At 38.2% G+C, this 18,545-nt stretch carries 24 protein-coding genes and 2 riboswitches; of the genes, 6 read left to right on the top strand and 18 right to left on the bottom strand.

The features are described from left to right. Window positions 1–301 precede the first annotated feature (301 nt). Window positions 302–1,462: a S8 family peptidase gene (locus ACNJYY_RS06820; protein ID WP_416731105.1), complete on the bottom strand. Its 1,161-nt coding sequence runs from the start codon at window positions 1,460–1,462 to the stop codon at window positions 302–304. A 303-nt stretch (window positions 1,463–1,765) separates the two neighbouring features. Here ACNJYY_RS06820 and ACNJYY_RS06815 point away from each other — a divergent pair, with 303 nt between their 5' ends. Further along, window positions 1,766–2,260 carry a peroxiredoxin family protein gene (locus tag ACNJYY_RS06815; protein ID WP_416731104.1) on the top strand — a complete coding sequence of 165 codons (495 nt, stop codon included), beginning with the start codon at window positions 1,766–1,768 and terminating at the stop codon, window positions 2,258–2,260. A gap of 71 nt (window positions 2,261–2,331) precedes the next feature. Here the strand turns inward: ACNJYY_RS06815 and ACNJYY_RS06810 are convergent, their stop codons facing one another. Beyond that, window positions 2,332–2,784, bottom strand: a complete 453-nt coding sequence (locus ACNJYY_RS06810) for a PaaI family thioesterase (RefSeq protein ID WP_416731103.1) — start codon at window positions 2,782–2,784, stop codon at window positions 2,332–2,334. A 136-nt stretch (window positions 2,785–2,920) separates the two neighbouring features. On the opposite strand from ACNJYY_RS06810, the gene ACNJYY_RS06805 reads away from it, so the two are divergent. Next, the gene (locus tag ACNJYY_RS06805) at window positions 2,921–3,352 is read left to right on the top strand and encodes a DUF4395 domain-containing protein (RefSeq protein ID WP_416731102.1); all 432 of its coding nucleotides are present in this window, start codon (window positions 2,921–2,923) and stop codon (window positions 3,350–3,352) included. Between the two features lie 45 nt (window positions 3,353–3,397). Here ACNJYY_RS06805 and ACNJYY_RS06800 read toward each other — a convergent pair whose 3' ends face one another. Beyond that, entirely contained in the window at window positions 3,398–4,165 is a 768-nt protein-coding gene (locus tag ACNJYY_RS06800; RefSeq protein ID WP_416731819.1) for a class I SAM-dependent methyltransferase, read from the bottom strand. Between the two features lie 95 nt (window positions 4,166–4,260). Between ACNJYY_RS06800 and ACNJYY_RS06795 the strand changes: the two genes are divergently transcribed. From ACNJYY_RS06795 to ACNJYY_RS06785, 3 genes are all read left to right on the top strand, one after another. Next, complete coding sequence (locus ACNJYY_RS06795) at window positions 4,261–4,989, top strand: ABC transporter ATP-binding protein (protein WP_416731101.1); 729 nt, start codon at window positions 4,261–4,263, stop codon at window positions 4,987–4,989. Beyond that, a complete protein-coding gene (locus tag ACNJYY_RS06790) occupies window positions 4,979–6,016 on the top strand; it encodes an ABC transporter permease (protein WP_416731100.1) in 1,038 nt (345 codons plus the stop codon). The genes ACNJYY_RS06795 and ACNJYY_RS06790 overlap by 11 nt, the downstream gene beginning before the upstream one ends. Before the next feature lie 74 nt (window positions 6,017–6,090). After that, window positions 6,091–6,747 (top strand): TetR/AcrR family transcriptional regulator, encoded by a 657-nt coding sequence (locus ACNJYY_RS06785; RefSeq protein ID WP_416731099.1) that lies wholly within the window; start codon window positions 6,091–6,093, stop codon window positions 6,745–6,747. Between the two features lie 41 nt (window positions 6,748–6,788). Here ACNJYY_RS06785 and ACNJYY_RS06780 read toward each other — a convergent pair whose 3' ends face one another. The 3 genes from ACNJYY_RS06780 to ACNJYY_RS06770 all read right to left on the bottom strand — a co-directional run bounded on the left by ACNJYY_RS06780 (window position 6,789) and on the right by ACNJYY_RS06770 (window position 7,710). Continuing rightward, window positions 6,789–6,929, bottom strand: coding sequence for a hypothetical protein (locus ACNJYY_RS06780; RefSeq protein WP_416731098.1), 141 nt, complete (start codon window positions 6,927–6,929; stop codon window positions 6,789–6,791). 62 nt (window positions 6,930–6,991) lie between these two features. Continuing rightward, window positions 6,992–7,279: a hypothetical protein gene (locus tag ACNJYY_RS06775; RefSeq protein ID WP_416731097.1), complete on the bottom strand. Its 288-nt coding sequence runs from the start codon at window positions 7,277–7,279 to the stop codon at window positions 6,992–6,994. Then, entirely contained in the window at window positions 7,276–7,710 is a 435-nt protein-coding gene (locus tag ACNJYY_RS06770) for a VOC family protein (protein WP_416731096.1), read from the bottom strand. The genes ACNJYY_RS06775 and ACNJYY_RS06770 overlap by 4 nt, the downstream gene beginning before the upstream one ends. Before the next feature lie 140 nt (window positions 7,711–7,850). On the opposite strand from ACNJYY_RS06770, the gene ACNJYY_RS06765 reads away from it, so the two are divergent. Further along, window positions 7,851–8,228: a glyoxalase superfamily protein gene (locus ACNJYY_RS06765; protein WP_416731095.1), complete on the top strand. Its 378-nt coding sequence runs from the start codon at window positions 7,851–7,853 to the stop codon at window positions 8,226–8,228. A 56-nt stretch (window positions 8,229–8,284) separates the two neighbouring features. Here ACNJYY_RS06765 and ACNJYY_RS06760 read toward each other — a convergent pair whose 3' ends face one another. The 12 genes from ACNJYY_RS06760 to ACNJYY_RS06705 form a co-directional block, all read right to left on the bottom strand. After that, window positions 8,285–9,442: an acyl-CoA dehydrogenase family protein gene (locus ACNJYY_RS06760; RefSeq protein ID WP_416731094.1), complete on the bottom strand. Its 1,158-nt coding sequence runs from the start codon at window positions 9,440–9,442 to the stop codon at window positions 8,285–8,287. A 272-nt stretch (window positions 9,443–9,714) separates the two neighbouring features. Further along, a complete protein-coding gene (locus tag ACNJYY_RS06755; RefSeq protein WP_416731093.1) occupies window positions 9,715–10,116 on the bottom strand; it encodes a CBS domain-containing protein in 402 nt (133 codons plus the stop codon). A 12-nt stretch (window positions 10,117–10,128) separates the two neighbouring features. Further along, on the bottom strand, window positions 10,129–11,280 hold the full coding sequence (gene kdpDN / locus ACNJYY_RS06750; protein ID WP_416731092.1) for a KdpD-like non-kinase potassium sensor: 1,152 nt from the start codon (window positions 11,278–11,280) through the stop codon (window positions 10,129–10,131). A 60-nt stretch (window positions 11,281–11,340) separates the two neighbouring features. Then, entirely contained in the window at window positions 11,341–11,907 is a 567-nt protein-coding gene (gene kdpC, locus ACNJYY_RS06745; protein WP_416731091.1) for a potassium-transporting ATPase subunit KdpC, read from the bottom strand. 17 nt (window positions 11,908–11,924) lie between these two features. Then, window positions 11,925–13,952 carry a potassium-transporting ATPase subunit KdpB gene (gene kdpB, locus ACNJYY_RS06740; RefSeq protein WP_416731090.1) on the bottom strand — a complete coding sequence of 676 codons (2,028 nt, stop codon included), beginning with the start codon at window positions 13,950–13,952 and terminating at the stop codon, window positions 11,925–11,927. Window positions 13,953–13,973: 21 nt separating this feature from the next. Next, entirely contained in the window at window positions 13,974–15,653 is a 1,680-nt protein-coding gene (gene kdpA / locus ACNJYY_RS06735; RefSeq protein WP_416731089.1) for a potassium-transporting ATPase subunit KdpA, read from the bottom strand. 49 nt (window positions 15,654–15,702) lie between these two features. After that, a complete protein-coding gene (gene kdpF / locus ACNJYY_RS06730) occupies window positions 15,703–15,768 on the bottom strand; it encodes a K(+)-transporting ATPase subunit F (protein WP_370630109.1) in 66 nt (21 codons plus the stop codon). Between the two features lie 141 nt (window positions 15,769–15,909). Further along, complete coding sequence (locus ACNJYY_RS06725) at window positions 15,910–16,182, bottom strand: HPr family phosphocarrier protein (protein WP_416731088.1); 273 nt, start codon at window positions 16,180–16,182, stop codon at window positions 15,910–15,912. Window positions 16,183–16,252: 70 nt separating this feature from the next. Next, window positions 16,253–16,390 (bottom strand): hypothetical protein, encoded by a 138-nt coding sequence (locus tag ACNJYY_RS06720; protein WP_186320564.1) that lies wholly within the window; start codon window positions 16,388–16,390, stop codon window positions 16,253–16,255. A 23-nt stretch (window positions 16,391–16,413) separates the two neighbouring features. Next, window positions 16,414–16,827, bottom strand: coding sequence for a hypothetical protein (locus ACNJYY_RS06715; RefSeq protein WP_416731087.1), 414 nt, complete (start codon window positions 16,825–16,827; stop codon window positions 16,414–16,416). 233 nt (window positions 16,828–17,060) lie between these two features. Further along, window positions 17,061–17,215: riboswitch (cyclic di-AMP (ydaO/yuaA leader) on the bottom strand. Window positions 17,216–17,266: 51 nt separating this feature from the next. Further along, a riboswitch (cyclic di-AMP (ydaO/yuaA leader) is annotated at window positions 17,267–17,407 on the bottom strand. Between the two features lie 294 nt (window positions 17,408–17,701). Then, window positions 17,702–17,950: a hypothetical protein gene (locus ACNJYY_RS06710; RefSeq protein ID WP_416731086.1), complete on the bottom strand. Its 249-nt coding sequence runs from the start codon at window positions 17,948–17,950 to the stop codon at window positions 17,702–17,704. A 51-nt stretch (window positions 17,951–18,001) separates the two neighbouring features. Further along, a complete protein-coding gene (locus ACNJYY_RS06705) occupies window positions 18,002–18,526 on the bottom strand; it encodes an MFS transporter (RefSeq protein WP_416731085.1) in 525 nt (174 codons plus the stop codon). Window positions 18,527–18,545: the final 19 nt, after the last annotated feature.

Genomic DNA, 18,545 nt, shown 5'->3' with positions numbered 1-18,545 from the left:
TAAGACAATTTTAGTGATAACATAACCCTCCTTCCCATTGGTGTAAAACTTTTAAGAATAAGGATTCTTGTTGAGTGGCTTATTACTATTCTACCAAACTGTTAAAAGTTACCACAAGTCCTGTCTTTAAAATGAGCTATTAAGTCTACATCGACATTTTACGCAATGCGAACATATGTCCTTATCCTTAAATTCCAACACCATTCGACAAGGTTTGTTAGTTCTATTAAACTATTGCAAACAGAAACTCCCAAGACTAGAACAGCTCTAGTCTCGGGAGCTTGGAAATATAAAGAATAGATTAGTAGCGAACTGCGTCTGCTGCGTTCACACGACCTTTAGAGTAGTAAGATCCTGTCCCTGAGATAGGATCTGCTGTGTTCTCGATAGCAGCACGGATATTAGAAGCACTTCTTCCTTGTGAAGCAAGTAATCCTGCAATACCTGCTACTAGAGGACAAGCCATTGATGTACCAGACATGTACGCATATCCACCATTTCGTACAGTAGAAGCGATGTCTACACCAGGAGCAGCAACATCAACCCAAGATCCATAGTTAGAGAATGAAGCACGAAGATCATTACGGTCAGTTGCAGCTACTGCAATTGCACCTGAATAGTAAGCTGGATAGCTCGGTGCAGAAGTGTTTTCGTTACCAGCTGCCGCAACTACAACTACTCCTCTAGAAACCGCATAGTTTACAGCGTTTTGTAATGAAGTAGCAGATCCAGGTCCGCCAAGGCTAAGTGAAACTACTTTTGCTCCGTTATCTACAGCATGATAGATTCCGTTTGCAACATCATCAAGAGATCCGCTTCCGTTCGCATCTAGTACACGAACTGCATAGATGGATACGTTTGGCGCCATTCCTGCGATACCTCTCGCGTTATTCGTTGCAGCTGCTGCGATACCTGCAGCATGTGTTCCATGATCATTTTGATCCATTGGATCCCAATCATCACTTACATAGTCATATCCTTTAATAACTTTACCCGCTAGATCAGGGTGATTGTAATCAACCCCTGTATCGATGATTGCAATTTTTGTAGTAGATGAACCGCGTGTGATGTCCCAAGCTGATTGAGCACTTACTTTTTGAGGTGCATATTGCACTCCATTTGAGAAATACGTATCATTTGGAGTCCAGCTCGCATGGTATGTATAGTTTGGCTCCGCATACTCTACATCTCCACTCGCTTCATATTCTGCAATGGCTGCATCTACGTTTCCATCTTTAACTTTAATGACATGAAACTTAGAACCTTTTTCTTTTACTTCATCTTTCCCTTTTACTGCTAACGATTTCACTTTTGACTCTGACACGTTGTCTTTAAATTTAACGATAATTTCTTGAGGTGTAACATTTGCTTTCACCTCTGTACTTTTTGCTGCTGCCGCTGGTGTTGCTAGAGAAACTACTAAAGGTAAAACCGCTGCCATCGTGGCAATCTTCTTAATCATTTACTTCACTCCTCTAATTTGGTGTTGAACTACAATTTCTAATATAGTGCCCAATTTACAGAAAATAAAGAAGAATTTTACTATTCTAACAAAAACAAATATATACTACTAATTTTTAAAAGTTTTAACTTAAAATAGGAATAAAGTCATTAATCCATCTATCATTTTATTACTTCTTTCCTCATCTAGACTTAGATATGACCTAGTATTGAGACTGATTTTTAGAGAATCAAATAACTTAAGAGTTTAAAATTTTCAGCAAGAGGAATAGCTAGAGAAGAAACATATAATGGAGGGATGTTCATGATACAAACAGGAGACACAGCACCAGACTTTACGATTAAACTTGAAAATGGAGAATCTTTCTCACTTCATAACCACCTTGAAAAAGATAATCGTTTTCACTTACTTGTCTTTTTTAGAGGAGAATGGTGCCCCGTATGTAACGATCAATTGAAAGAGTTAGAGCAAAATATTGAAACATTTAATGAATTGAATACTCACATCATAGCGATTTCTACTGATGAAGAACAAAATTTGAAGAAGATGAAAGAAAAACATGCTCTTTCTTTTCCCGTCTTTAGTGATATAGATCGAGTTGCAGGAGAACCTTATGGCGTTCAGTACCACAACGGAAAACTATATGACGATCATGGTGAACATGGAGAACCAGCATTATTCTTAGTAGATGATCAAAAACGAGTCGTCTATTTTGATATTCAAACAGGACCGTTTGGAAGACCTACTGCTGAAGATCTTAGAAAGACAATCAAGTATATTAAAAAAACATTAAGATAAAACAAGACGACGAAGTCAGGTGTTTACCTGACTTCGTCGTCTTTTACCTTAAGAGCGATGAAATAGCCAACTTAATCTTCTTCTATTCCTACAAAATATTCGTTCTTCCGATAAGACAGAGCACTTACATGAGCAACAAGTTCTTTATCATTTTCCACGCTCACTTCATACCAAGAGGTCCGATGATTACGTTTGATCTCTGTTGCTCTTGCCGTAATGTTATCACCCATTTGGCATGCAGCGAGGTATCCAATATTAACAGAAAGTCCCACTGATGTTTTTCCATAGGAATTACAAGCTACAGCAAAGACAAAATCAGCGAGAGCGAATAACACCGCACCATGTGCTGTGCCATGAGCATTAAGCATATTTTCAGAGATCGTCATTTTTGCTTCTGCTTTACCAGGACCAATCTCTAATAATTCGATACCTAACCATTTTGCAAAAGTATCATTTTGGAGCTTTTCTTTAATTTCCTCTACATACTGAATATGTACATCACGATCGTCTCTTTTTGTCTTCATATTTCTCACCTCTTAATAAGACATTCTTGGTGCAACAAACAATCCCCTTCTAACATACATAAGGATTAACACTTCACATTCCTCACGAATACATTTACAATAAAGTAACTAAACATATAAGAAAGGTCGGATTAATTTGACTCACTCTTCTATTTCTATCCCAAGACCTTTAGTTCGAACAAATCAATGGTTCATTTTTTTATCTACACTAGCTACTTGGCTATCTGGTCAACCATGGTTCTTATTACTTCCTTTAGTTGCCGGTCTCCTAGGAATGTTTTTTGATTACAATCCCATAATGAAAGCTGCTGCATTCTTTTTAAAAAAGACACCTTCTGCGTACATTCCAGAGGATAAGGAACAGCAGCAGTTTAATCAGCTGATTGCGATTTCGCTTCTCGCAGTAGGTTTTTTGAGTTATTTAGTAGGTTGGAGTACTGTAGCATGGATTGCTACTATCATGGTTGCAACAGCTTCTTTTGTAGCGATACTCGGCTTTTGTATCGGATGCTTTATTAGGTTTAGATGGCAGCAATATCGTTACAAGAGAACTCAAGACTCAAACTAAAAATACAAAAAAACCATTCGCCTTTAAAAGCGAATGGTTTTTCCTTTATTTTATTGCTTCAAATACGAAGTTTTGCCTAGCATGAGTAGGTTCCTTACCACATTCAAAATCTGCGATAACCTTAACCTGTGAAAACCCAACATCTTTTAATATCAATTTCATTTCTTCAATGCCATACCATCGAATTGCAAAGCGTTGAAGCTCAGTTTGAATCAGACTACCCTTCCGCCATTTTTCATACTTTAAATAAGACACCTTATATTGATCTAAAAAGTTCACTTCCACCAATTTTTCTTCCATGGTAATCAAATTGTCATTCGGACAATTTACTGTCATCGTACGAATTGCTTTTCCAGCTTCAAAATTTTCTGTTGGTAAGAAAATATCAAATAATAAGGTACCACCTTCAACAAGATGATTAAACATTGCTCTGAGTGCTGTCAAAGACTCATCACGCTTTTCTATAAGTAAAAAAGAGCCACTCGGAATAATAATGTTTTCATATTTCAATGGCAGTTCTAATTGTTGAAGATGACCACAATATAATTTGGCAGATAGTCCTCTTTCTGAAAGACTAGCCTTACATGCAGCTAACATTTCTGCCGAAGCGTCCATTCCATCAATCGAAATACCTGCTTCTAGTAACGGAATTAAAACACGCCCTGATCCGACCATCACTTCAAGTGAACGACCTTTACTACCAATAAGACGGCTTCTATAAAATTCAATATCCCCGCCAAAAGATTGCCCTATTTTTTTCGTTAAATTATATACTTCCGTACAAAGTTCACCATAATTGTTTTTCGTAACAATAAGTGATTACTCACTTGACCAAAATCCCTCCAATAACATATGATGAAATAAATGAGTGAGTACTCACTTTTTAATCTCGTTAGAGGAGGCTTAATATGGATTCTGTTATTAAAGTAGCAAATGTTTCTAAGAATTATCGGTCTCATCAAGTATTGAAGAACATCGACCTAACCGTAAATAAAAATGAAATCTATGGATTGCTGGGTCCTTCAGGAGCTGGAAAAACAACATTAGTTAAGATGATCGCGGGGATTGAAATTCCCACTTCTGGCCATATAAGTGTTCTCGATTCAACCATGCCTAATCTTAATATTATGACGCAAATTGGATTTATGGCTCAATCTGACGCTCTTTACGGAGAATTAAGCGGAAGGGAAAACCTTGAATTCTTCTCATCCATTTATGGACTAAAAGGACAAAAACAAAAAGAAAGGATTCATCAGGTTACTGAACTCGTGAACCTTTCAAGCTTTCTACAAAAACCAGTCAATCAATATTCCGGCGGCATGAAACGAAGATTATCTTTAGCTGCTGCACTCTTACATGAACCACATATCCTCATTCTTGATGAACCTACTGTAGGAATTGATCCCGTGCTCCGGCAATCAATATGGGATGAACTTTATAAGTTAAGTAAGAGCGGAACTACGATTCTAGTTACCACACATGTAATGGATGAAGCTGAAAAATGCGATCGGCTGGGAATGCTTCGTGATGGAAAACTAATCGCCTCTGGAACACCACAAGAATTGAAGAATGTTACATCAAGTGCTTCAATTGAAGACGCATTTCTCTATTTTGGAGGTGTCCACTATGAGAATTAAAGCATTAGTCATTAGGATCATCAGACAATTCATAAGGGACAAACGCACGCTTGCCATGATGTTTATTGCTCCTCTTCTCATCTTAACGCTCGTGAATCTCGTTTTCTCAAGCAATGACTATGAACCTAAAATCGGGGTTGTAAGTGATCAAAAAATTTTAAATCAACTGAAATCGTCAGAAAAAGCTTTCATCTCTTATCAAAAAGCGTCAATAGCCCACCAAGATTTAGCAGATGAAAAACTTGATGCTGTTCTTGAAGTTACAACATTACCCTCTCTCTCTATTACGCTGGAAGGAAGTAATCCTGCAGCAAATAAGTCTTCGATCACTACGATTGAAAAAGCCTTGAGATCACTTCCGAATCAAGACACTGAAAAAACAAAAAACATCCCCGAAATCAATTATTTGCATGGTTCTGCTGATATGGAAACTTTTGACTATATCGGTCCGTTCTTGATCGGTTTTTTCATTTTCTTTTTCGTATTCTTAATCTCTGGGGTATCATTTTTACGCGAAAGAACGACTGGAACACTTGAGCGGCTGCTCGCTACCCCGATGCGTAGATGGGAGTTGGTAGTTGGCTATGTATTAGGCTTTGGCATTTTCACCATTTTACAATCGGCTATCATTGTTTCGTTTGCGATCTATGTTCTTGATATCATGATGGCTGGGTCTATTTGGTTAGTTATTTTAATTACACTCATGCTTGCGATAACCGCACTTTCTCTTGGAACTCTGCTTTCTGCTTTTGCCACCAATGAACTACAGATGATTCAGTTCATCCCGCTTGTCGTTGTGCCTCAAGTATTTTTCTCAGGTTTGTTTTCCATTGAAACGATGACAGAATGGCTTCAGCCTTTAAGCATTGTTATGCCCTTAACATACGGAGGAGAAGCGATTCGGGATGTTATGATTCAAGGTGACGGGTGGAATGATGTATACGGAAACGTGCTCGTCCTTATTGGTTTCTCCCTTTTATTTATGATACTAAATGTACTCGCCTTGAAAAAACACCGCAAACTCTAAGGTATAGCGTTTGTACTGCCTATCAATAGTGTCTATAATGAAGAAAATGTACGATTATAAAAGGAGTAGCTGTAATGTCCAATTCCGAGTGGATTCATGACCTAATTAACGAACACGATGCTCCAGCAATGAGCGATAAACAGCGAAAGATTCTTGAAGCTGCCATCGATACATTCTCAGAAAAAGGATATGCCGCTTCTTCAACGAGTGAGATCGCAAAAAAAGCAGGAGTTGCTGAAGGTACAATTTTTCGTCATTTCAAAACAAAGAAAGAGCTATTGCTCGCCATCGTGACACCAACAGTCGCTAAATTCGTGGCGCCTTTCTTCATAAAGTCTTTTGCAAAAGAAGTATTCGAGAACGAATATGAACATTATGAAGATTTTATAAGAGTCGTTGCTAAAAACAGACTGGAATTTGTTCGAAAACAGTTTCCTGTCTTAAAAATATTCATTCAAGAGATCGCGTTTCATGATGAATTACGTGAACCGTTTCAAAAACTTTTCACTGAACATGTGTATCAAAAATTCAAGAAGATCATCGAGCATTTCCAAGAAAAAGGAGAGATTGTTTCTCTTCCTCCGGAAACGATCATGCGCATGACAGCATCAAGTATCATAGGCTATATCTTGCCACGTTTTCTTCTTTTTTCGGATAAAGAATGGGATGACGAAAAAGAAATTGATCAGATCGTAGCGTTTATCATGTATGGTCTTACAGGAAAACAATAACGAAAAAACAGAACCCGCTTTTCAAAAAACGGGTTCTGTTTTTATTCGACTAGTATTTGGGGTTCAGGGGTAAAGTGAGAAAGTTGAACATTCGTATCAGTAGTTGTCGGTGACATCACTTTAGCTGCAGGACTAAAAGCAATGAATAAACAAATGATGACAAATATATTCACTTTCTTCATATACTCACCTCCCCACTTCCCTTATTCATTCACCATATACATTACCCGAGAACCTCTCATCCTCAAGCCTGTTTTTTGGTCGTGATCGGCTTTAATGTGCTTTTTTCACTTAGTAGGATGATAAACAAGCAAACAGCAAGTATTAAAAATATCACGCCAGATCCCATAAACCCATTAGCATAGGATAGTATATCTTCAGGAGGAACACTCTCATTGATCTCTATCCCTAAAAAATAAACACCGATGCCATCACCGTCCACGGAGTGTTTTGCAATCTCTCTTAAGTTTAGTCCATGCGTTAACAATAAGATGCCTATTATCGAAAACAGGATTCCTGTTACCCATCTCATCTTTCAATCTCTGAAAAAGCTTCTTTTTGTAAAGCTTTAAATCTCGGACTCAGAACACTCCAAACATCAAAAAGATTCCCTTCTAGATCAGAAAAAACAAAATTCTTCCCAGTATGTCCTCGATCTTCAATATCACCTGTTTGAATGCCCTGCTCTTTAAATTCAGTATGCAACGTATACAAATCTTCCAACCCGTCTACTTCAAACGTTAAAGAAAACCTTTTGTTTCCTTTATAGTCAGTAAAGTTTGAATTCTCACCTTCTAATGCTCGCACAAGAAAAAAACTTTGGTCTGCTAGATTAAGAATGGCTTTTTCATCATCACCATAACTTATCGTAGCCCCAAGCTTTTCTTCGTACCATTTAGCAGAATGTTCTACATCCTTAACAGGCACATAAGTCGTACCGACACGAATTAACTTTTCACTCAAGGACATTCCCTCCTCATGACAAAGAATTATTTTATATAAAATTTCTTCTAATAAAAGAAAAATCCTCCATAAAAACAAGGGAATTTAGTTGAATAAAGAGAAATAGTAGTGAAATAAAGTAGCCGGAGAGTGAATACTTCATGAATGAATATCAATTTAAGAACACGATCCCTGTCCTTCGAATATTTGATGAAAATAAGGCAAGGGAATTCTACATAGATTTTCTTGGATTCTCGATAGATTGGGAACATCGTTACGAAGAAGATTTTCCAATTTATATGCAGGTGTCACTTGGGGATTGTTCTCTACATCTATCTGAGCATCATGGTGATTCTAGTCCTGGAATTAAACTAAGGGTACACGTTGAAGGTATACAAGCCTACCATCAATTCTTAGCTGAAAAGAACTATAAATTTGCTAGACCAGGACTAGAAGAGGCACATGGCTTTAAAGAGATTAGAGTGGGTGATCCTTTCGGAAACGAATTTTGTTTTGTTGAAAAGATTGAATCCCTATAGTCTTTGTAAGCAAACGAATAAAAGACACCTGTAATTATGCAGGTGTCTTTCATGCTTTATTCTAGTGCTCTTTTTGCTAATGTACTAATAACCATATCATCCATCGGAGGGTTATGAAGTCCTGCTCGAACATCACGATAATGTCTTTGTAAGGGGTTAGACATAGCTAAACTTCTTGCCCCAACGATCCGCATGGCAAGATCAACCACTCTTGCTGCTGCATTTGTTACGATGTGTTTTGCTGCCATTAATTCTGGACCCATTTGCATTCTAAAATGAGGCTCATTTACCCATCTGAGTGCAACATTGTACAATACTTCTCTCGCATGAAAGAGCTCTAGCTCCATCTCTCCCACTTTTCTTTGCACTTCAGGCACTTCTCCAATCGGTCCCGGAAGACTATTAGGTTTATAGTTCTTCGCAAAGTGAACAGCTTCGTTGCGTGCTGCAATCGCAACACCGATGTAACATGCTGGAATATGAAGCAGCCAGGCTTTTGGCAGCTCGTTTTTGCCTCGATCTTGTTCGACTAGAGCATTGTTACTCACTTTTACATCCTGCAGGATAAGATCATCACTTCGAGTTCCGCGCATCGCTACAGTGTCCCACGTTTCTTCTATCGACACACCTTCGGATTTCATAGAGATCATGAAGTTCCCTTTTTTTCCTGTATCACCAATCTGCGCTGAAACAATCACATAATCGAGCGCAGGTGCCATGGAAGTGAAGGTTTTCCTGCCATTTATGATCCACTCATTCCCTTTCTGAACGGCTGTTGTTTGCGGCATTCCTCCACGAGTAGGACTTCCTGTTGCTGGCTCCGTTGCTGCCCTGTTAACTAAAATTTGTTCATTCACTACTTTTTCACACAACATCTTAAAAGTTTCTTCATCCCAAGTCCGCTCTTCAGCCAATTCTAAAAAACAGCCGAGGTGCCATCCGAGACACAACGCAGTAGCAGCGTCACCGGTCGCGATCCTTTCTTGTAAAAGAACAAATTCATACAAACTTAACCCTTCTCCTCCAAATTCAGTTGGAACGGTTAGAGATAAGTATCCCGTTTGTTTTAATTCATCAACATTTTCAAATGGAAATTCACCTTTTTGATCATATGTGTCCGCTCTCTCAGCAAATTCACCAGAGAGATTATCAATCTTATTGAACCATTCTCGCTGTTTCTCTGTTTTTATATACGTTTCATATAGATAATCCACCTGACGACAATCCCTTCTTAACAAATCAGAACAGTATGGTTTTAAGATATAGTGTATGCTTTTTTCATAAAGAACGACAAGGTAAAAGCCCTATCAATGTTATTGACAAGAACTGCTCTCTTAAAAGGTACTATATAGAAGAAAAAAATATTGATTACACATTTACAAGAACACACGTTCGTGTTATGATAAATTCAGGTTAGATATTCCAACGACTAACCTCCCCACCAGTTAGAGACCGGCTTACCAGCCGGTCATATTTTTTCTATCTATTACGTTGACTTTTTTCTTAAGTATTGAATAATATCCATTCTACGAATAATGCCGATAAATACCTCGTCGTCATCAACTACAGGCACAAAGTTTTGCACTTCAACTAATATCATTAAATCTTCCATCTCAGCATCTATATGAACAGGCTGATAATCTCTATTTACCTTCATATCTTTAATGTAATGGTGATTGCTCGTTTGAAAAGTAAGACCTTCTGTATTCTTAATTTTCCATAACAAGTCACCTTCTGTGATTGTTTTGACATATCGTCCGTTTTCATCGATTACAGGGACTGCTGTATATCGATGGTGTTCCATCTTTTCAAGAGTCTGTCTGACTGTTGATGCAGCTTGTATACAAACTACTTCACTTTTTGGTAAAAGAAAAAATGCTATATTCATTTTCTTCCCTTTCTAATTCTCGTTTTGATCTGCAACAATATGTATATCAATGCCTGTTGCAATCCTCATAATATTATTCACAATCGATCCTTTTGTAATCTCTTCCCATCGACTTCTTGCAGATTGACCTAATATGATCTGAGTTATTCCATTTTCAACAGCAATATCACGAATGGTCTCTGAAATCGTTCTTTTATCCGTTTGTTCCACAATAAACGTAGCGCTGAATTGAGTAGCTAGCTTCTTCCAATTTTGAATCTTCTTTCGATCTTCCTGTGAGCGGTTCATAGATGCTTCGTTTGTAACGTGAAGGATGAGTAGATCAGTCTTTAGTCTACTCGCAATCCTCCAGCCTCTCCGAATTAATTTTTCGGCATTTCCACCATATTGAACGCAGACCATGATTTTTTCATGTACGCCGGTAGGACTCTGAAGGCCGTTTTGCATCCTTGTTTTTCCAATTCTTTCATCAATATCATCAGCGACCTCTCGCAACGATAATTCTCTTAATGCGCCAAGATTGCTATCTGTAAAAAAGTTTGTAAGTGCCTGTTCAATTTTACTTTTGTCATAAATTTTACCTTCAGATAATCTTTTACGAAGAATCTCTGGGGTAACGTCTACTAGTATTACTTCATTTGCCATTTCATGAAGAACGTGATCAGGAATCCGTTCTCTTACTTTTATACCCGTGATCTGCTCAACAATATCATGCAAGCTTTCTAAGTGTTGGATGTTTACAGCGGAAATAACATTAATACCCGCTTGTAAAATTTCCTCCACATCCATGTATCTTTTTTCGTTCGGTGAAGTTGGAACATTCGTATGTGCTAGTTCGTCCACGATTACTACATCTGGGTTTCTTTCAATAATCGCTTGTGTATCCATCTCTTCTAGCAATCTTCCTTTATATTGAACTTTCTTTTTCGGAACAATTTCTAGATCTCGAATTAGATCGCTTGTTTCTTTTCTATTATGTGTTTCAACAAGTCCAACGAGTACATCAATCCTCTCCGCCTTCAGTTCATGAGCTTCTTGAAGCAAACGATATGTTTTCCCGACTCCCGGAGCAGAACCAATATAGACTTTTAATTTACCTCTTTTTAATTGTTCTAATTCTCGTAAGATCTCTTCAGGTGTTTTTCGTTTATATTCTGGGAACAATCTTAATACCTCCTTACATGAGTAAATACCCCGGCCAATTATAGACCGAGGTTCATCAACCTATTCCATTACATCTTGAACTTTCATATTTAATTCCAAGACGTTTACATGCGGTTCACCAAAGATTCCTAAACTTCTATTCGTTGTTGAATCTTTAATCATGGCTAGCAATTCTTCTATTTTTATACCGGTTTCCTCACTCACACGCTCTGCTTGAAACTCAGCAGCGCGAACAGAAATATGTGGATCAAGACCTGAACCTGAATTTGTGATCAGGTCTAATGGAATATCTTTTTTATCTAGTTCTGGATTTTCTTTTTTCAATACCTTAATAGAGTCCTCTGTTCTTTTCAACATATCTTCATTGGATGGAGCATAGTTATTTGATCCTGTAGACGCTCCGTTATTTTCTATAGAGGAAACTCGACCTTGGAAATATTGCGGATTGTTATAATTCTGCCCGATCAACTCTGATCCAACAATATTACCGTCTTTATTTTCTACCAGACTACCATCTGCCTGTGCAGGGAAAACAGCCTGAGCAATACCTGTCATAGCAAGCGGGTAGATGATACCGCATAATACGATCAACAATAGTGACAATCTAATTATTTTAAACACACTCATAATCCTCCCGTTCATTATTACATGAATACTTTTACAATCATGTCGATCAGCTTAATCCCAATAAACGGGACTACAATTCCTCCCACTCCATAGATCAGAATGTTTTTATATAACAACTTATTTGCGCTCATCGGCACATATTTAACACCCTTCATGGCAAGCGGAATCAAGAGGGGGATGATGATCGCGTTAAAGATCAGCGCTGAAATAATGGCACTCGTTGGGGAATGTAACCCCATAACATTGAGAGCCTGCATCTCTGGTATAGCAGCTGTAAACATTGCTGGTATAATAGCGAAATACTTCGCAATATCATTCGCAATACTAAACGTGGTCAAAGATCCTCTAGTCATGAGCAACTGTTTTCCAATCGCTACCACTTCAATGATTTTCGTTGGGTCTGAATCAAGATCAACCATGTTTGCCGCTTCTTTAGCTGCAGTCGTTCCTGAGTTCATCGCGAGTCCTACATCTGCTTGAGCAAGTGCTGGGGCGTCGTTCGTTCCATCTCCTGTCATAGCAACTAGTTTTCCTTTTTCCTGTTCTTCACGGATCACACGTATCTTATCTTCAGGCTTTGATTCGGCAATAAAGTCATCCACCCCTGCTTCTTTTGCGATGGTTGCAGCAGTTAAGGGGTTATCTCCTGTACACATGATTGTTTTAATCCCCATTTTTCTTAGTTCATCAAAACGTTCACGCATTCCTGGCTTAACGGTGTCTTTTAAATAGATCAATCCATAGATTCTATCATTCATACAGACGGCAAGCGGAGTACCACCTTTTTTCGCTATCCCATCACTTTTCTTTTTCAGATCTTCTGGAATCTCTCCAGCTTGCTTCTCTACAAACTTAATGATGGAGTCAACAGCACCTTTTCGGTAATGTTGGCCATCCAAGTTAATTCCGCTCATTCGTTCTTCAGCTGTAAAAGGTACAATTTCGCCTGATTCATAATTCGAGGTATCCGAAGTGAACCCTTGTTTCCTCGCCAACTCTACTACTGATCTTCCTTCCGGTGTTTCATCAAATAAGGATGTTACGACTGCCATTTCAGTTAATTCTTTCTTTGCAGACCAGCCTACCGGAATAAATTCTGCAGCTAGACGGTTACCAAATGTAATCGTCCCTGTCTTATCTAAGATGATGGTATTAATATCACCTGCTGCTTCAACTGCTTTTCCTGACATCGCTAATACGTTAAAGCGTGTTACACGGTCCATACCAGCGATTCCAATCGCTGATAATAACGCACCAATTGTTGTTGGAATGAGACAGACGAGTAGAGCTATTAGTGTTGACACTTCTAGATTTACTCCTACATAATCAGCTATTGGAACAATCGTTACGACTACTAACAAAAAGATGATCGTCAACGTTACAAGCAAAATGTTAAGTGCGATCTCGTTCGGTGTCTTTTGACGTTTAGCCCCTTCTACTAAGGAGATCATCTTATCTAAAAATGACTCACCTGGATCTGCGGTAATCCTAACTTTGATGAAGTCACTGACCACTTTAGTGCCGCCCGTTACAGAACTAAAATCTCCTCCTGCTTCTTTAATGACTGGTGCTGATTCTCCTGTGATAGCAGATTCATCAATGGACGCAAGCCCTTCAATAATCTCACCGTCACCCGGAACCATGTCACCTGTCTCGATTAAAACGATATCTCCTTTACGAAGATCTTCTGAAGATACTTCTTTGATCGTTCCTGATTTGACCACTTTTTTTGCGATTGTGCCTTTTTTCGTTTTCTTTAAACTATCGGCTTGCGCTTTTCCTCTACCTTCTGCTAAGGCTTCTGCAAAGTTTGCAAAAAGAATGGTGAATAAAAGGATTAAGAAAACCGATAAGTTATAACCAAATCTACCTTCAGCATCAAACTGCTTAGGCATGATCATCATGAGCAAGACAAGGAATGTACCGATCTCTACTACAAACATAACCGGATTCTTCATCATCGTAATTGGATTTAACTTCACTATACTTTCCACCATCGCTCGGCTGATGAGGCCAGAACGAACACTCTGTTTGGATTGATTCATTTTTATCTGCACCTCTCTAAATTAACGGATCGACAAGTATTCAGCTATTGGTCCAAGCGCCATTACGGGTAAGAAGGTTAACGCACCAATAATAAGCACTGCCCCAACAAGAATACCTACAAAAAGGATGTTGTCTGTTCTAAACGTACCAATCGTTTCAGGAACAGGTTGTTTTTTTACAAGAGACCCTGCTACAGCGAGCAATGCGATGATGGAAACGTACCTGCCAAGTAGCATGACAAGTCCTGTTGAGATATTCCAAAACGGCGTATTGTCTCCAAGACCCTCAAAGCCTGAGCCGTTATTTGCTGCAGCAGAAGTATACTCATAGAGAACTTGTGAAATACCATGGAATCCCGGGTTGCTTATCGCCCCTTTTCCAAGCTCTGTCATAAAAGCTAAGGCAGTCGGACACAATATAATCAACGGGTGTGCAAGAAGCGCTATCGTTATAAGTTTCATTTCTCTTGGCTCTATTTTACGGCCTAAAAATTCTGGTGTACGACCAACCATCAGACCGCAGATGAACACTCCGATGATCGCATACATGAGCATGTTCACTAAACCTACTCCATCTCCACCAAACACTGTATTTAACATCATAAGTGACAATGGTGTAATTCCACCAAGGGGAGTCAAGGTATCATGCATGTTATTAACCGTTCCTGTTGTAGCAGCTGTTGTTACTGTGCTAAACAGTGCAGATTGAGCTATTCCAAAACGAACTTCTTTTCCTTCCATGCTTCCTTGTTCTGAACTAAGACCGATAGCATTCATTGCTGGATTTCCGTTACTTTCGGAAATATAGATTAAAGATAAGAACGCAATAAAGAGAATAGCCATCGCACCGAAAATAACCCAGCCTTGTTTTTGATTTTTAGCAAAACGTCCATACGTGTATGTTAATGCAGCAGGTATACACCACATTGACAGTATTTCGATCACATTAGTTAACGGACTAGGATTCTCAAAAGGATGTGCTGAGTTCACTCCAAAGAACCCCCCACCGTTCGTACCTAAGTGTTTAATAGAAACGAGCGAAGCCACTGGCCCTGTTGCGATTTCCTGCTTCTCTCCTTCTAAAGTTGTAATCTGAATCGTACCATCTAACGTTTGTGGAACCTTTAATCCAACTAAAACGAGGGTGACGACTACAGCCATTGGAATAAGTAAACGTGTATGGCCTTTTACAAAGTCTTCAAAAAAGTTACCAATCGTTGTACCTTTGCTTGTAATACCACGAATAAATGCAATTGCTACAATGATTCCTGTCACTGCAGAAGTAAACATCATCATCATGATGACAGACATTTGAGAAAAGTAAGATAGTCCTGTTTCTCCACTATAATGCTGCAGGTTTGTATTCGTCATAAAACTGACAATCGTATTAAAGGACAGCGTCGATTCCATGTTGTCAATTTGGCTAGGATTTAATGGAAGCCACTTTTGAAGTCTTAAAATGACATAGCCGACTGCGACCAGGACAATGTTCGTTAATAATAATGACATCGTATACTTTTTCCATGTCATGCCTGGTCTTTCTTTTATTCCAGATATTGAATAAATGATTTTTTCAATTCCAGCAAACACTTTATCTGTTTTGTTAGATTTGTTGGAAAATACGTGATAGATATAGCTTCCTAGTGGTTTCACGATCAGAAGCAGTAAAAGAATCACGATTGCCATTTGCAAAACGCCCATTACCTTGTTCCTCCTAAGTAAATCTTCAAATGTATGTTAATTAGTTACCTTAAAATTTTTCAGGATTAATCAATGCGTATACTAAGTACAAAAACACGCCACCTGTCGCAATCATCGTTATTATCATTTTTTCTCGTCTCCTCCAACAACTCGATCACACCAGTAAATAAAATTAAAATAAACCAAAAATGAAACGATTAGAGTTAAAACCATATAAAGATCTAACAATGCAACTTCCTCCTAACTAACTAGTACACTACTCATAAAAATTTGATAGCATATGTGACAAATCTTTAATCGCATCTTGTGCGTCAGAACCTTCCACTCTAAGTGTGATCGGTTCATCCAGATTTTTAGAATAATGAGACAAAAAGAATAGATTAACAGAGAGCAATCCTTTCGCATTAATCTGTATGCCTTGATAAAAGAAAAGGATCTCACTTTCAAAAGAACCAGCAGCATTGACAAATTCATTGATCTGTCCGATCGATAACCGTTTTGGCAATAAAACAACTGACTCTGTCCCCATGTTTTTCCCTGCCTATCATTGGTTTGAAATACAGAGGGAACTTTTATGATTTAGTCCCCTCTTAAATTGTTTAACCTTTACTTCTAAGCGCGTTTTGTATGACCCATTTTGAGAGACTATGTTGAATCACACTTGCATAATAAGCATTCAATTGATCTCTTTTCGCTTTTAACAAAATCTGTTCAATTTCGTTTGGACTCAATCTCATAAAAGGATTCCTCCGCTCATTTTTTATGAAGAAAGTAAGAATTGAATATTTCCGGTTTTGTTGTAGATTACGTAATCAGCACCTAATTCCTTATAAACTCTGGAAACATACCGTGTGTCTGATTTGATGACATAAACAGGTATGTTATAGATGCTGCGAATGAGTTCAATCGTTTGACAGCATTCTAAAAATCCTGATTCAACAACAACAATCTTTTGAACAAACGGACCTACCATTTCGATGAATTTACGCTTGTCACCATAATTCATGACATATACATGTTGAAAACCAACTTGTGAAAGTCTATCTGCTTCATTTCGGTTAGGAACACAGAGAACAAGAGATTGATAGTCGTCACATAATCTTAGTTTTGAAATAAATACATCTGAAACTTGATCTGGAAACATAATGAGCACGTTCCCGGATGATTTCCCCATCGTTACATCCTCCATTTCGGTAAAGAAAACTAGGCTGACTTCTAGCCTCTCATGTCAGCCTTAGTTGCACTTATACTATCGTCTTAAACTTGGTGCTACGTCGAAAATCATCGTGCCAACAAGTTATACGTTTGGATAGTGAAAAAAAGGCAACAAAAAAGAAGCCTGCGGAAGAGGAACTCTTCTCGCGGCTTCTACACATACTTGAATAAGCGTGTGAATACACGAAATTTGTTGCCTCTCTCTGAACGCTTACGGAGTTAGCTGACGGATTCGGGCTTGAGAGTAGCCCTACTCGATCTCTCGAGATTCACCCCATGCAGACAAGATAGCCTGCGATTGGTTCCCCCGCTTCCTAAAAGTTTTAGGAATTAAGCGATAAAGACGCATGATATAAATATCATATTTTAAGTTGTCATTACTCTTTGTTAATGTTCACCTTCCCTCTCCTACCACGCTTACGAAGTTAGCTGACGGGTTCGGACGGCAGAAGTCGCCCGACTTAATAAGTTTCACCCCAGGCAATAAAAAACTGCCGATGGTTCCTCCGTTCCAAAAATGGATTCAGCGGTCATGGAAAAATTTTAAAGTTTTACGATAAGAAATATATTACTCCTGCTTTAGTTCGTTGTAAACGAACTAAAAACTCCAAAATATTTATATTTCACTTGAAAATAATAAAAATACAACCTTATATTTCATAAATGGCAAACAAATCATCTAATTTCTTTTATTATCTTTTATTTAAGTTGTTTTTTAAATAAATTAATAGTTTTAATATTCTAATAAATCAAATTGATAAATACAAAGTTTTAATGCAAAATCATAATAACTCATAAAAAAAACTAAGCAAATTGAACTTTGCTTAGTTTTGTTAAAAAGATCTGAAATCCAATCTCTTTCTTTTCGTCCAGAGCCATACTCCTGTGAACAAATGGATTGCAATTATCACGAAGACAGCTCCATAACTTTCTGTAACCCAGCTCACAAACCAAATGATCGGCAGAGCTAAGAACAGGTTTACGAGCATTAAAACCCATGAAGTTCTTGCAATCGCTACAAAGAAAAGAATGATCGGTAAGATTAAAAAGATCCAGAATAGCACGTTTTGAAATGTTGCCATGACTTCCCCTCCGCTTTTCATTATAAAAGGGGTTCGCCATAATCTCCACCTTTAACCTGGTACTTTTTCTAATTGCAGCTCTTTTTTGTTTTCTTCTTCATCCATATCATACTTAGGTAGAGTTAACATATAGAAGAGTCCAACCACAATCAGACATCCTCCAATTACCCAAAACAGCATTTCCACAGTTAAAACTTTCGGAAAGAGCACTGCGATTAAACCGAGAGTCATCGTATGAGACAACATATTGATCGGTGAGATCCATCCTTGGACACGTCCCATCATTTTAGAGTCTACGATTTTAGGTAACCAGCCCCCGATACCGATATTGATCAATGGAATGCTAAACCCAGCCAATCCCGTTAAAATAAAGAATGACCCTACATTTGGTGCTATTGCCCATAAACCAAGAGATACTCCACTAACGAATAGACCGAGAACAATGGCATAGGAAAGTCTAATCTTTTTAGCGAGCATCGAACATAAAACACTGCCTGAAAGTATAGACACACCAAACACAACACCCATGCACATCATCATTTGCTCATAATTATCTGGTGCTAATTTGTAATTCATGATAAATGCTTCGATATAG

Source organism: Fictibacillus tiangongensis, assembly GCF_048083785.1.
Lineage (GTDB): Bacteria > Bacillota > Bacilli > Bacillales > Fictibacillaceae > Fictibacillus.
This window is presented reverse-complemented; position numbering and strand designations above follow the sequence as displayed.

Bases quoted from the DNA above. Each gene is read 5' to 3' on its own strand.
- ACNJYY_RS06820 (WP_416731105.1), bottom strand. From the start codon at position 1,462: ATGATTAAGAAGATTGCCACGATGGCAGCGGTTTTACCTTTAGTAGTT.
- ACNJYY_RS06815 (WP_416731104.1), top strand. From the start codon at position 1,766: ATGATACAAACAGGAGACACAGCACCAGACTTTACGATTAAACTTGAA.
- ACNJYY_RS06810 (WP_416731103.1), bottom strand. From the start codon at position 2,784: ATGAAGACAAAAAGAGACGATCGTGATGTACATATTCAGTATGTAGAG.
- ACNJYY_RS06795 (WP_416731101.1), top strand. From the start codon at position 4,261: ATGGATTCTGTTATTAAAGTAGCAAATGTTTCTAAGAATTATCGGTCT.
- ACNJYY_RS06790 (WP_416731100.1), top strand. From the start codon at position 4,979: ATGAGAATTAAAGCATTAGTCATTAGGATCATCAGACAATTCATAAGG.
- ACNJYY_RS06785 (WP_416731099.1), top strand. From the start codon at position 6,091: ATGTCCAATTCCGAGTGGATTCATGACCTAATTAACGAACACGATGCT.
- ACNJYY_RS06780 (WP_416731098.1), bottom strand. From the start codon at position 6,929: ATGAAGAAAGTGAATATATTTGTCATCATTTGTTTATTCATTGCTTTT.
- ACNJYY_RS06775 (WP_416731097.1), bottom strand. From the start codon at position 7,279: ATGAGATGGGTAACAGGAATCCTGTTTTCGATAATAGGCATCTTATTG.
- ACNJYY_RS06765 (WP_416731095.1), top strand. From the start codon at position 7,851: ATGAATGAATATCAATTTAAGAACACGATCCCTGTCCTTCGAATATTT.
- ACNJYY_RS06755 (WP_416731093.1), bottom strand. From the start codon at position 10,116: ATGAATATAGCATTTTTTCTTTTACCAAAAAGTGAAGTAGTTTGTATA.
- kdpC (WP_416731091.1), bottom strand. From the start codon at position 11,907: ATGAGTGTGTTTAAAATAATTAGATTGTCACTATTGTTGATCGTATTA.
- kdpB (WP_416731090.1), bottom strand. From the start codon at position 13,952: ATGAATCAATCCAAACAGAGTGTTCGTTCTGGCCTCATCAGCCGAGCG.
- kdpA (WP_416731089.1), bottom strand. From the start codon at position 15,653: ATGGGCGTTTTGCAAATGGCAATCGTGATTCTTTTACTGCTTCTGATC.
- ACNJYY_RS06725 (WP_416731088.1), bottom strand. From the start codon at position 16,182: ATGGGGACAGAGTCAGTTGTTTTATTGCCAAAACGGTTATCGATCGGA.
- ACNJYY_RS06720 (WP_186320564.1), bottom strand. From the start codon at position 16,390: ATGAGATTGAGTCCAAACGAAATTGAACAGATTTTGTTAAAAGCGAAA.
- ACNJYY_RS06715 (WP_416731087.1), bottom strand. From the start codon at position 16,827: ATGGGGAAATCATCCGGGAACGTGCTCATTATGTTTCCAGATCAAGTT.
- ACNJYY_RS06710 (WP_416731086.1), bottom strand. From the start codon at position 17,950: ATGGCAACATTTCAAAACGTGCTATTCTGGATCTTTTTAATCTTACCG.
- ACNJYY_RS06705 (WP_416731085.1), bottom strand. From the start codon at position 18,526: ATGAATTACAAATTAGCACCAGATAATTATGAGCAAATGATGATGTGC.